Origin of the sequence: Ruegeria sp. PrR005 (assembly GCF_010500245.1) — a bacterium.
Classification (GTDB): domain Bacteria; phylum Pseudomonadota; class Alphaproteobacteria; order Rhodobacterales; family Rhodobacteraceae; genus Ruegeria_B; species Ruegeria_B marisflavi.
The window spans coordinates 179,668-191,985 of the sequence record NZ_JAAGOX010000011.1; the positions used below are offsets into that span (position 1 = coordinate 179,668).

Here is a 12,318-nt window from a genome sequence, read left to right on the forward strand (position 1 = left end):
TTATTTTCTTAAATACTTTAGTAGCAAGCATCGGAATCTCCCCTTTCTGTGTTGGTTTTCCGCTGCAATTCGTGTTCGCGATAGTAAGCCTTTTGCGGAAAGATGCTTAGCATTTTCGGCCAAAATCGATAACCTTGTCACATGGCAAGAGCCGCAGACGGATCGTCATCGGCGCGGGGGATTGAAATGAACCGTCTCGACCTTGTGTATGCTCCAGCATTGAGCCCGGTCTTTGGAGCGGCCGCCCTGCCCAACAGTCTGCTGGAACGCTTTGCGGAGAAGGCCGGGCTTCCTGGCAGTATCGTGGACGATCCGAAAGGCTTCGTTCCGCTCTATGCGACCGAGTTGTTTCTGGATCTGGTTCAGCGAGAAAGGGGACAGGACACCTTTCTGTTCGACAGCCTTTCCATGGACCCGAGTGAGCGAAGCCAGGCGCAATCCGTTGTGGGGGTGCCCCTGCCAGAAGGCTTCACCAGCAAGGAAGCGTTGGAAGTCATGACCCAAACCTTCAACGGGCATGTTACCGGTGCCCGTTTCTCCAGCGAGATACAGGGGGGGCGGATCTGGGTGCTGCGCACCACCGCGGCAACCGAGTGGTCCGATGTGTGGTCGGTGCTGCAATACAATCTGAGCATCATGCTGGCAGGCGTGCGTCGGACTTTGAAGTCCGAGATACGACCGGTCTGCCTGCGGTTGCCGGCGCGCTTCAGCTCGGAGCATTTGCCAGAAATCCTGGACCTGCCGGTTGAGCTGGACGCAGGCCATTTCGGCCTCGCCTTCGATCTTTGCGACGTTATCCATGCGGATCGCATGTTGGGCCAGACCTCGGCCTCGAAAGCGGTCACTGTGGCGAACCCGTTAACCAACAATCTGATGGCTGCGCTTTCGGAATGCATGAACGAGTTCGTGATGTCTTCTCCATACAGTTGTTCGGCAGATCGGGTGGCCAACGCATTCGGGTTAAGTACCCGCAGCTATCGGCGGAAGCTGGCGGCGATTGGCACAAGCCACGCCCAACTGCTTTCGAATGCCCGTCTGAAAAATGCGTGCAGGATGCTTGCAGGACAGTCACAAAGCATCACCCAGGTCGCCTATGAACTGGGATATGGCAACCCTGGCGACTTTACCCGCTTCTTCAAAGGGCGGATCGGCTGCACGCCGATACAATACAAGCAGATGCACACAAAGGCGCTGTGACGCGCGATCAACCTGTCGCGAAGCGCCGCAGCGTTCTGGCGCAAAAAGCGCCCGCCGGGGCGCTTTTCGCCTTTCCCTTGCGGCTGGCGGCGATATGTTGCACCACGATCAGATCGGGCCCGGAGCGCGCGCGGGCCAAGCGACAAGGACGAAGGCATGGCTGACGGAATGACCGATATCAACGCAAAACCCACCGAAGAGATTTCCGTCCGCGAAGTCTTTGGCATCGACACGCCGATGGTGGTCAAGGGGTTTGCAGAGCGCAGCGACCGGGTGCCAGAGGTCGACCCGACCTATAAATTCGACCCCGATACCACGCTGGCGATCCTGGCGGGGTTCGCCCATAACCGCCGGGTGATGATCCAGGGCTATCACGGCACCGGCAAGTCGACCCATATCGAACAGGTTGCGGCGCGGCTGAACTGGCCCTGTGTGCGCGTCAACCTCGACAGCCATATCAGCCGGATCGACCTGATCGGCAAGGATGCGATCAAGCTGCGCGACGGCAAGCAGGTGACCGAGTTCCACGAGGGCATTCTGCCCTGGGCGCTGCGCAACCCGGTGGCCATCGTGTTCGACGAATACGACGCGGGCCGCGCCGACGTGATGTTCGTGATCCAGCGGGTGCTGGAGCATGACGGCAAGCTGACCCTGCTGGACCAGAACGAGATCATCACGCCGAACAAGTATTTCCGCCTGTTCGCCACCTCGAACACGGTGGGTCTGGGCGATACCACGGGGCTCTATCACGGCACCCAGCAGATCAACCAGGCCCAGATGGACCGCTGGTCTCTGGTGGCAACGCTGAACTATCTCAGCCATGATGCGGAAACCGCGATCGTGCTGTCGAAGGCGCCGCATTACAACACCGAGAAGGGCCGCAAGACCATCAGCCAGATGGTGACCGTGGCCGACCTGACCCGGACCGCGTTCATGAACGGCGATCTGTCGACGGTGATGAGCCCGCGGACCGTGATCAACTGGGCGCAGAATGCCGAGATCTTCCGCAATGTGGGCTATGCCTTCCGCCTGTCGTTCCTGAACAAGTGCGACGAGTTGGAGCGCCAGACGGTGGCCGAGTTCTATCAGCGCTGTTTCGACGAGGAACTGCCCGAAAGCGCGGCAAGCGCCAGCCTGGGCTAGGCCCGGCGCACCATGCATATCGGGCTGATCGGTGGCATAGGACCGGCAGCGACGGCGGCCTATTATCTGAAGCTGGCGGACAGGTGCCGCGCGGCGGGCGTGCCGCTGCACCTGACCATCGAGAATACCGAGATCTCTGAACTTGCGCGCAACGCGCAGACCGACCGTCGGGCCGAGCAGGCCGCGATCTATGCCCGCGCCATCGACCGGCTGGCTGCGGCCGGGGCAGAGGTTGCGGCGATCACCTCGATCGGCGGCAGTTTCTGCGAGGATGAGACCCGCGCCATTGCCGCATTGCCGCTGGTAAGCGCCTTTGGCGCGCTGGACGGCTGGTTCGTGTCCCGCGGCATTGGCACCATCGGCATTCTGGGCACCGAAACGGTGATGCGCAGCCATCTCTACGGACGGATGCAGCGGACACGCACCGTGATCCCCGTCGGCCGGGAGGCCGAGATCGGCCAGGCCTATGTCGCGACCGCGATGGCGGGGCACGCGTCGGACACGCACCGGGCGCTGTTCTTTGACGCCGGTCGGCGGATGGTCGAGGACATGGGGGCGGAAGCCGTTCTGCTGGCGGGAACCGATCTGTGCCTTGCCTTCGACGGGCAGCATCCGGGGTATCCGGTGGTGGATGCCATAGACGTGCATGTCGAACAGCTCTTCGGGTTGGCCAGCGGGGCGGTGGGACTGGACGGGACGAACCCGGCCCCTTGATCCGTCAGTGTGACGGTTTCGGGCTGAACCGTGCGGCGATCAGGCCGACGGCGACGCCGATGCAGACCGCGGGCCAGGTCTGGGTTCCTACCAGAAAGACAACGATCAGCAACGCCGCAACCGGTTTGCCCATGCCTACCGTTGTCGCGGCCGCGAGCCCGGCGGCCAGCGCCACGGCCACCTCGCCGCCGCCTTGCAGGAGATGCGCGGCATAGCCCGCTGCCCCGCCCGCGAAGATGAGCGGAAAGATAGCCCCGCCCCGCCAGCCGGTGGACAGGCAAAGCACCATCGCCAGCACCTTGAGCAGCGCGATCCCGATCAAGGCCATGGCCGTGGTCTCTGCACCCATCGCGACCATGGCGTCGAACTCGTGATGGCCAGAGAAACGCACGAAGGGAAACAGTGCCGCGACCGCCCCGAACAGCAGACCGCCCAGAGCCGATTGCAAGACCGGGCTGGTGATGCGGCGCTCGACCTGTGTGGAGACAAAGGCGCGCGCATAGAGAAAAACCGCCCCCACAAGCGCCCCGAACACGGCAGGCAGAAAGGCACCAAGCAAATCCGACCCGTCGCCCGGGCTGGCGTAATGCGGCAGGTGCAGCCGGTGAAATCCCTCTTCGAACAGGACATGCCCGGCCAGTTTGAACCCGACGAAACCCGCCACGGCGGCGACGAAGCCGAGATAGGGGAAACTGGCATCCAGTGCCCGTTGCCAGCCGGTCTTGCCCTCGTCCTCGACGGTATAGGCGTAGCCGCCGGGCGGCGACGCATAGAGGCCCGCCAGCGCCGCCGAGATACTGGCCTGCCCGATCGTCCGCGCCTCGTCGGCGCTGCGCGCCAAGATCATCGAGACAAGGACCGATATCTCGGTGATCGCGGCGATCAGCCCGGCCTCGGGGCCGAGCGCGCCACCGAATCCCACCGCAAAGATGGCGCCCAGCGCGGTCATCAGGATAGTGCGCTGCTGCTCCTTCATCGGGTCCGAGGCGGCGGCGATCTGCTCCTCAAGTGTCTGGACATGGTTGCTGCCCCGCCGGGTCAGCCCGACCAGCACGCCCCCGGCTACGCAGGCGGCCAGGATATAGAGCGGCGAGGAGGCAATGTCTCGATGCCAGACGAAATCGGTGATCCAGATCATGCCTTTGAGGACCAGCGCGGCGAAGGCACCGGCCAGCAGACTGACCAGAACGGCAATAACGGTGATACGCATGTGCTCCCCCCCGGGGCCATTCACCTTGGCAGGTCCAGACTAGCCCACCGGTACCGCCCCCGGTCAAGCTTTGGCTTTGTCGGGGCCGGAACCGCCGGTTTTTCCGACGGGCCCACTGGTCAATGGCGGACGATGGTTCTAGGTTGCCGTCCCAGAAGCGAAGAGATGCAGGGCGCCATGAGCAAACCGACCGACAACCCCGCCGATCCGTTCAAGAAGGCATTGGCCGAGGCGACCAAGGTCATGGCGCATGACCCCGAGCTGACGGTCAGCTATTCGGTCGACCCCTCGGGAGTGTCCGGCGACACCATGCGTCTGCCGCAGGTCAGCCGCCGGCTGACCCGCGACGAGGTGCTGCTGGCGCGCGGCACGGCGGATGCGCTGGCGCTCTATCGCCGTTATCACGATGACGCGACCCACAGCCGCTATGCCCCGCCGGGCGACATGGCGCGCGATCTGTACGAGGCGATGGAAACCGCCCGCTGCGAGGCGATGGGCGCCCGCGACATGCCCGGCACCGCGTCCAACATCGACGTCAAGATCACCCACGAGGCGCTGCGGCGCGGCTATGACCAGTGCAAGCAGCCTTCGGAAGCGCCGCTTGCTGTGGCGGCGGGCTATCTGGTGCGGCATCTGGCGACCGGGCGCGACCTGCCCGCGGCGGCGGCCAATGTGATGAACCTGTGGCGCGGCTTTATCGAGGAACAGGCCGGCGGCACGCTGGAGAACCTGAACGATATCCTGTCCAACCAGACCGAGTTTGCCAAATTCGCCCGCCAGGTGATCAAGGACCTCGGCTATGGCGACCAGCTGGGCGATGACCCGGACGAGATGGACGAGGATCAGGAGGATCAGGCCGAGGACGACGCCGACGAGCAGCCCGATCCGGACAGCACCGGCCAGGACGATCAGGACGAGCAGGACGCTGACGCCGACCCCGAGCAGAGCCAGGAGCAGCAGCAGGACGAAAGCCAGGCCCAGGTCTCGATGGACGAGCTGGCCGACGAGGAGCTGGCCGAAGAAACCGAGATGCCCGATGGCGAGGCGCCGCTGGAGCCGCCGCCGCCGCCGCCCGCCTCGGAGGCCGATCCGAATTACAAGGTCTATCTGGACACCCATGACGAGGAGATCGCCGCCGAGGAGCTGGCCGAACCCGCCGAGCTGGAGCGGCTGCGCGCCTATCTGGATCAGCAGCTGGAGCCGCTGAAAGGCGCGGTGAGCCGCCTTGCCAACAAGCTGCAACGCCGCCTTCAGGCACAGCAGAACCGCAGCTGGGAGTTCGACCGCGAGGAGGGCATCCTGGATGCAGGCCGTCTGGCGCGGGTTGTGGCCAACCCGACCACGCCGCTCAGCTTCAAGGTGGAAAAGGATACCGAATTCCGCGACACGGTGGTGACGCTGCTCTTGGACAACTCCGGCTCGATGCGGGGACGCCCGATCTCGATCGCGGCGATCTGTGCCGATGTGCTGGCGCGCACGCTGGAGCGGTGCAACGTCAAGGTCGAGATCCTGGGCTTTACCACCCGCGCCTGGAAGGGCGGTCAGGCGCGCGAGGCCTGGCTGAACGAGGGCCGCCCGCAGCAGCCCGGCCGCCTGAACGACCTGCGCCACATCATCTACAAGGCCGCCGATGCGCCGATGCGGCGCACAAGGCAGAACCTGGGCCTGATGATGAAAGAGGGGCTGCTCAAGGAAAACATTGACGGCGAGGCGCTGGAATGGGCGCACCGGCGGATGGTAGCGCGGCGCGAGCAGCGCAAGATCCTTATGGTGATCTCGGACGGGGCGCCGGTGGATGATTCCACCCTGAGCGTGAACCCGGCGAATTACCTGGAAAAACACCTGCGCGACGTGATCGCCATGGTGGAAAAGCGCAAGCAGGTGGAATTGCTGGCCATCGGTATCGGCCATGACGTGACGCGCTATTACCAGCGCGCGGTGACGATCACCGATGTGGAACAACTGGCGGGCGCGATGACCGAGCAACTGGCGGCGCTCTTTGACAGCGACCCGCGCGCGCGCGCCCGGGTGATGGGGATCAAACGCGCCAGTTGAGTCCGAACGGCAGCGCCTGCCGAAGCGCCGGACGCCTCCGGCGGGAGTATTTGCGACCAGAAAGAAGCGAGAGGTTTTCTGCTTCTTTCTGGTTGGAAATACTCCGGGGGGTCTGGGGGGCAGAGCCCCCCAGCTTGCGGTCTCAAGAAACTTTCATCCCATGCCAGAAGGTGAAGACGCGGGACAGGCGGTTTACAAGCCCGGATGTGAGAATGCGGCGGCGTGTAACCAGCCGGGCTGCGACCCGTTCTTCTTGCGAGAGGCGGTGCAGATGGGCGGGGCGGTGGATCATCAGCGCGGTATCGGTATGCAGGATCATGTCGGGTCTCCTTTGTATGACCCCAGCATGGCAGGGCCGGGCTCGCGGCGCTTTCAGACGGTGCTGAGAAACCCTTGGGAAACGCCTTATTTTGACTCTGGACTTGCCGAACCTTGCAAAGCCGGGTGTTAATTCTGAATGCGCTATGTGTTTTGCGATTGCGTTCTGGATACCGGGCGGCATGTCCTGCTGCGGGGCGATGCACCGGTTGCCGTAGAGCCGCAGGTGTTCGACCTGCTGCACCTGTTGGTGCGCAATCCCGGGCGGCTGGTGAGTCGCGACGAGATCCTGGCCGAGGTCTGGAACGGGAGGATTGTCTCGGAAAGCGCGATCAGCGCCCGCATCGCGGCGGTGCGCAAGGCGGTGGGCGATGACGGCAAGACGCAGCGGATCATTCAGACGGTCACCCGGCGGGGATTGCAGATGGTGGCAGAGGTTGTGGAACACTCCGACGACACCAGCTCTGCGGCTGGGTCAGAACGGCTCGAAGAGCCGCGCATTCGTTACACCACCCTGCCCACGGGGCACTCCTTGGCTTATTCGGTTTCGGGCACCGGCCCTCCAGTGATCCTGATCGGTCAGACCCGCTCGGACATTACAGCAGAATGGCGCCTGCCATTCGAACGCCACCGGTTCGAAGCCTTGTCGCGTAAGAATACGCTGATCCGGTTCGACACCATCGGAGCGGGGCAATCAGATCCCCGGCCTGATCGTTCGGCGATCAATGAGCAAGCCGACGATATCCTGCACCTTGCCGACGCTCTGCGGCTGGATCGGTTCGCGCTTTATTCCCAATCCGGCGGCTGTTCCCAGGCCATTTACATTGCGGCGCAATATCCCGACCGCGTCACCCGCCTTGCCATGATGGGCGCCTATGCCGAGGGACGCGCGGTGCGCGACAGCGCGGATGGCAAGGAGGCCGAACCCTTGCAAGCCATGTTGCACACCGCGCGATCACGGTCGGATAGCACCTTCTTCGAAGCCTTCCTGCTGGCGTATCAGCCCGAAGGACCGCTGGACGCCGTCCGGGCCTATGCCCGGATGATGCTGGACGCGGCGTCCAAGGACCATGACCTGCGCCATCGCGACGTGATCAATCATCATTCCAGCCTGCAATTCCTGCCCCGGATCACTTGTCCTACTCTGATCCTGCATTCCCGCCATGACGCGGTTCATCCGCTATCGGAAGCCCGCAAGCTGGCCGCTGGCATCGCGGACGCCGAAATGGTGGTGCTCGAGTGCGCCAATCACGTTCCCTGGCAGGGCAATGCGGCCTATGACACCTACTTGGAAACGCTAACCAGGTTCCTTGCGACGGAGGCACGCTAGACCTTCATGCGCTATGTTTTCGCCAATTGCCTGCTGGACACCGACGCACTGACGCTGGTGCGGGACACCCATGAGGTTGACGTTGAACCGCAGGTGTTCGACCTGTTGCACCTGCTGGTGCGCAATCCCGGGCGGCTGGTGAGCCGGGACGAGATCCTGACCGAGGTCTGGAACGGGCGGATTGTCTCGGAAAGCGCGATCAGCGCCCGCATCGCGGCGGCACGCAAGGCGGTGGGCGATGATGGCAAGGCGCAACGGATCATTCAGACGGTCACCCGGCGCGGTCTGAAATTCGTGGCCGAGGTGACGGCGGACACGCCGCCTGCCCTGCCCCGGCCTGTACCCATGGTCCAGCGCATCCGCTATACGCGCACAGCAGAGGGGAAGTCGCTGGCCTATGCCGTCATCGGGACCGGCCCGCCGGTGGTGCGCGGCGGCTACAACACCACAGATCTGGAGGCAGAGTGGAACACACCCTCGGAACGGGCGATGTTCGATGCGATTGCGGCACACCACAGCCTGCTGCGGTTCGATCCGATCGGGTTCGGGCGGTCGGACAGGGCGCTGGAGAAATTCTCGTTCGATACCTTGGCCGAGAACCTGAAACAGGCGGCGGATGCGGCCGGGTTCGACCGGTTCGCGCTTTACACCGAATCCGGCGGGGTGCAGGCGGCGCTGCGCTTTGCGGTGAAATACCCCGAGCGGGTCAGCCGCCTGGCCATTGTCGGCGGCTATGCCGAGGGGCGCGGGCGGCGGAACCCGGAGCTCAAGTCAGACGTGATGCACTCGCTGGTGACCGAGGGCTGGACCGCGCAGGAGATCAGCTTTGTCTCTGCCATGATGCTGAGCTATTTCCCCGAAGGTCCGCTGGAGGCGATCCACGACATGGCGCGCAACATGATCAACGCGGCGTCACGCGAGACCATGCTGAAGGTGCGGGCGGCGATCCACGATGTCACGCTGGTGCCGCTGTTGCCGCAGGTGCAATGCCCGACCCTGATCATCCATGCCCGGCATGATAATGTGCATCCGCTGTCCGAGGCGCAGAAACTGGCGGCGGGGATTCCGGGGGCCGAGCTGATGGTGCTGGAAACCGCCAACCATATCCCGATACCGGGCAACACGGTCTGGGACGAATATCAACGCGCGCTGCTGGGGTTTCTGGGCGAAGCGTAGTCGCTATTCGCCCAGCATCTCGTTGAACGGTTGGTATTTTGCGCCATAGCAGGGTGACAAGAGGCCGGTCACGTTGCGGGTTTCCAGCACGGTCTTGCCATCGGCGCTGAGCGTCACCTCCCAATAATCGCGGCCGATATATTTGCCGGTGGTGTTGCGGGCGTCCGAGGTGGCGCAAAGCTTGACGGTCTGACCATTACTGGAAAGCGGCGAGACCTGCGCCTGGCCTGGGTTTGCCGGGTCGGCAAGTTGCTTGCCGATCGCCTCGGCGGCGCTGCGGCGAGCGGTTTCGGCGGTTGGGCGCTCCTCTTCCTGCGCGGCGAGCGGCAGGGCGAGGCAGGCAAGCAGAGGGAACAGGACAAGGCGGATCATGGCGGCATGATAGGGGATGGGGCGGGCATCTCAAGAGCCGCAGCGGCAGTGCTGGACATTTCCGCCGCCGCGCCGCACCTTTCGCCGCGAAGAATGAAGGAGGCCGCAGCATGTATCAGTCGTTCGAGGTGACCGCCCGCCCGGAACAGGGGCCGCCACGGCTGGAGCGGTTGCGCACTGAGATGCGGGCCGAGGGGTTGAGCGGCTTTCTGGTGCCGCGCGCGGATGCGCATCAGGGCGAATATGTCGCCGCCCATGACGAGCGGCTGGCCTGGCTGACCGGGTTCACCGGCTCGGCCGGGTTCTGCGCCGCGCTCATGGATGTGGCGGGCGTGTTCATCGACGGCCGCTATCGCACCCAGGTCAAGGCGCAGGTGGCCGATGTCTATACGCCTGTGCCCTGGCCCGATGTGACGTTGACGGCGTGGTTGAAGGAGCAATTGCCCCAAGGCGGGCGCGTGGGGTTCGACCCCTGGCTGCATGCCGCAGGGCAGATTCGTTCGGCCGAGGCAGAGCTGGCGGGCAGCGGTATCGAGCTGGTGCGCTGCGACAACCTGGTGGACCGGATCTGGGAGGATCAGCCGCCACCGCCGATGGAGCCGGTCAAGGCGCATCCGCTGGAATTCGCGGGAGAAAGCGCGGCTGACAAGGCGGCGCGTCTGGCCGAGGAACTGCGCCGTGCGGGGCAGAAGGCGACGGTGATCACCCTGCCCGATTCGATCATGTGGCTGTTGAACATTCGCGGCGCGGATATTCCGCGCAACCCGGTGGCGCATGGTTTCGCCATTCTGCATGACGACGGGCGGGTCGATCTGTTCATGGCGGCGGCCAAGCTCTCGGGGTTGGGCGATCACCTGGGGCCGACGGTGACGCAGCATGAGCCCGAGGCGTTTCTGAACGCGGTGGCGGCGCTCAGCGGCCCGGTGCGGGTGGACCTGAACACGGTGCCGCAGATCGTTGCCGACCGGCTGGGCGAGCGGCTGGCCGAGGGCGGCGATCCCTGCGCCCTGCCCAAGGCGCGCAAGAACGCCGCCGAGATCGCGGGCGCGGCCGAGGCGCATCTGCGCGACGGGGCGGCGATGGTGGAACTATTGACCTGGCTCGACGGGCAGGCGCCCGGCAGCCTGACCGAGACACGGGTGGTCAGTCGGCTGGAAGAGTGCCGCCGCCGTGACAACGCGCTTCAGGATATCAGTTTCGAGACCATCGCGGGCACCGGGCCCAATGGTGCGATCATGCATTACCGGGTGACCGAGGAGACCGACAGCCGTCTGGAAAACGGGCATCTTCTGGTGCTGGACAGCGGCGGGCAATATCTGGACGGCACCACTGACATCACCCGCACCATTGCCATCGGCACCGTCGGGGACGAGGAGAAAGCCTGTTTCACCCGGGTGCTCAAGGGCATGATCGCCATGTCCATGCTGCGCTGGCCGGTTGGCCTTGCGGGGCGTGACATCGAATGCGTGGCGCGGCTGCCGCTGTGGCTCGCCGGGCAGGATTTCAACCACGGGGTCGGGCATGGCGTCGGCGCCTATCTGAGCGTGCATGAGGGGCCGCAGCGGCTGGCCCGTGTCAGCCATGTGCCGCTGGAACCCGGCATGATCCTGTCGAACGAGCCGGGATATTATCGCGAGGGCGCGTTTGGCATCCGCATCGAGAACCTGGTGGTGGTGGAAGAGGCCCCCACCCTGCCCGGCGGCGACGCAGAGCGCGCCATGCTGCACTGGCGCACGCTGACCTTTGCCCCGATCGACCGGCGGCTGATCGTCGCGGAGATGCTGACGGGTGAGGAACGCCGCTGGCTGAACGACTATCATGCCGAAGTCGCGGCCCGGATCGGCCCGCGCGTCGGCGAGGACGCGCGCCGGTGGCTGGATGCCGCAACCGCACCGATTTGACCGACACGAAGATGTTACACCACGGGGGCAACAGAACCCCGCAGGAAAGATGGACAGGAAGGAACCGAGAATGAGCGACCATATCACCATCCGCAAGGCGCCGGGCAAATGGAGCGTGCGCTCGGGCGGCGCGGTGCTGGGCGAAAGCGCAAATGCGCTGGAGCTGAGCGAGGGCGACTATGATCCGGTGATCTATTTCCCGCGCGAGGATATCGCCATGGCGTTCCTCGACCGCTCGGACAAGACCACCCATTGCCCGCACAAGGGCGACGCGAGCTATTACTCGATCGTCAACCGCTCGTCTGTGACCAAGGACGCGGTCTGGAGCTATGAGAACCCGCTGCCCGCGATGGAGCGGATCAAGGGCTATCTGGCCTTTGTGGTGGGCGACAGCGTCAAGGTCGAGCAGATCTGAGGCGACCAGCCCATCGGTCAGTCGAGGTCAGTCGGCAACCACCGCATCGACCTCGATCTCGACCAGCCATTCGGGGTTCACGAACCGGTTTATGGCCATGATCGTGTCCACGGGGCGCGTGTCGCGGCAGTATTCCTTGCGCGCCTCGATCGCCTGTTTCCAGTTGTCGATATCGGTCAGGATGACGCGCGTTCTGACAATGTCGTGCAGGCCGGAGCCGGCCTGTTCCAGCGCGGCCTTGATGATTTCGAAACACTGGCGCGTCTGGGCGTAGACATCGCCGATGCCGACGGTCTTGCCGTCCGGGCCCACCGGCGCCGTGCCTCCGACCGAGATATAGGGCCCCACCCTGACCGCGCGGCTGAAGCCGACGATCTCTTCCATCGGGTTACCATTCGAGATGAGTTGACGTTTGAAGGACATGGGCGCTCTCCTTGCACGACCGTGAAGGAACTGTAGCATGAGCCTTGGTTTTCCGGTTCGGCAA

General features: G+C 64.3%; 12 protein-coding genes. 8 read left to right on the forward strand and 4 right to left on the reverse strand.

Features of this window, described 5'->3' with window-relative positions; all coding sequences use genetic code 11:
• Window positions 1–186 precede the first annotated feature (186 nt).
• The 3 genes from G0P99_RS07410 to G0P99_RS07420 all read left to right on the forward strand — a co-directional run bounded on the left by G0P99_RS07410 (window position 187) and on the right by G0P99_RS07420 (window position 3,054).
• The gene (locus tag G0P99_RS07410) at window positions 187–1,197 is read left to right on the forward strand and encodes an AraC family transcriptional regulator (protein ID WP_164128748.1); all 1,011 of its coding nucleotides are present in this window, start codon (window positions 187–189) and stop codon (window positions 1,195–1,197) included.
• Window positions 1,198–1,353: 156 nt separating this feature from the next.
• Window positions 1,354–2,340, forward strand: a complete 987-nt coding sequence (cobS, locus tag G0P99_RS07415) for a cobaltochelatase subunit CobS (RefSeq protein WP_164128749.1) — start codon at window positions 1,354–1,356, stop codon at window positions 2,338–2,340.
• Window positions 2,341–2,352: 12 nt separating this feature from the next.
• Window positions 2,353–3,054, forward strand: a complete 702-nt coding sequence (locus tag G0P99_RS07420) for an aspartate/glutamate racemase family protein (protein WP_164128750.1) — start codon at window positions 2,353–2,355, stop codon at window positions 3,052–3,054.
• 4 nt (window positions 3,055–3,058) lie between these two features.
• Here the strand turns inward: G0P99_RS07420 and G0P99_RS07425 are convergent, their stop codons facing one another.
• The gene (locus G0P99_RS07425) at window positions 3,059–4,264 is read right to left on the reverse strand and encodes a chloride channel protein (RefSeq protein ID WP_164128751.1); all 1,206 of its coding nucleotides are present in this window, start codon (window positions 4,262–4,264) and stop codon (window positions 3,059–3,061) included.
• A 177-nt stretch (window positions 4,265–4,441) separates the two neighbouring features.
• Here G0P99_RS07425 and cobT point away from each other — a divergent pair, with 177 nt between their 5' ends.
• The gene (gene cobT / locus G0P99_RS07430) at window positions 4,442–6,319 is read left to right on the forward strand and encodes a cobaltochelatase subunit CobT (protein WP_164128752.1); all 1,878 of its coding nucleotides are present in this window, start codon (window positions 4,442–4,444) and stop codon (window positions 6,317–6,319) included.
• 142 nt (window positions 6,320–6,461) lie between these two features.
• Here cobT and G0P99_RS07435 read toward each other — a convergent pair whose 3' ends face one another.
• Complete coding sequence (locus tag G0P99_RS07435; protein WP_164128753.1) at window positions 6,462–6,638, reverse strand: hypothetical protein; 177 nt, start codon at window positions 6,636–6,638, stop codon at window positions 6,462–6,464.
• Between the two features lie 138 nt (window positions 6,639–6,776).
• Here G0P99_RS07435 and G0P99_RS07440 point away from each other — a divergent pair, with 138 nt between their 5' ends.
• Both G0P99_RS07440 and G0P99_RS07445 read left to right on the forward strand, forming a co-directional pair.
• Entirely contained in the window at window positions 6,777–7,967 is a 1,191-nt protein-coding gene (locus G0P99_RS07440) for an alpha/beta fold hydrolase (protein ID WP_164128754.1), read from the forward strand.
• Window positions 7,968–7,973: 6 nt separating this feature from the next.
• A complete protein-coding gene (locus G0P99_RS07445) occupies window positions 7,974–9,143 on the forward strand; it encodes an alpha/beta fold hydrolase (RefSeq protein WP_164128755.1) in 1,170 nt (389 codons plus the stop codon).
• 3 nt (window positions 9,144–9,146) lie between these two features.
• Here G0P99_RS07445 and G0P99_RS07450 read toward each other — a convergent pair whose 3' ends face one another.
• Window positions 9,147–9,515: a hypothetical protein gene (locus tag G0P99_RS07450; RefSeq protein ID WP_164128591.1), complete on the reverse strand. Its 369-nt coding sequence runs from the start codon at window positions 9,513–9,515 to the stop codon at window positions 9,147–9,149.
• A 110-nt stretch (window positions 9,516–9,625) separates the two neighbouring features.
• Between G0P99_RS07450 and G0P99_RS07455 the strand changes: the two genes are divergently transcribed.
• Complete coding sequence (locus G0P99_RS07455; RefSeq protein ID WP_164128756.1) at window positions 9,626–11,416, forward strand: aminopeptidase P family protein; 1,791 nt, start codon at window positions 9,626–9,628, stop codon at window positions 11,414–11,416.
• Between the two features lie 70 nt (window positions 11,417–11,486).
• A complete protein-coding gene (locus G0P99_RS07460) occupies window positions 11,487–11,831 on the forward strand; it encodes a DUF427 domain-containing protein (RefSeq protein WP_164128757.1) in 345 nt (114 codons plus the stop codon).
• Between the two features lie 27 nt (window positions 11,832–11,858).
• Here the strand turns inward: G0P99_RS07460 and G0P99_RS07465 are convergent, their stop codons facing one another.
• On the reverse strand, window positions 11,859–12,254 hold the full coding sequence (locus G0P99_RS07465; protein ID WP_176828106.1) for a RidA family protein: 396 nt from the start codon (window positions 12,252–12,254) through the stop codon (window positions 11,859–11,861).
• Window positions 12,255–12,318: the final 64 nt, after the last annotated feature.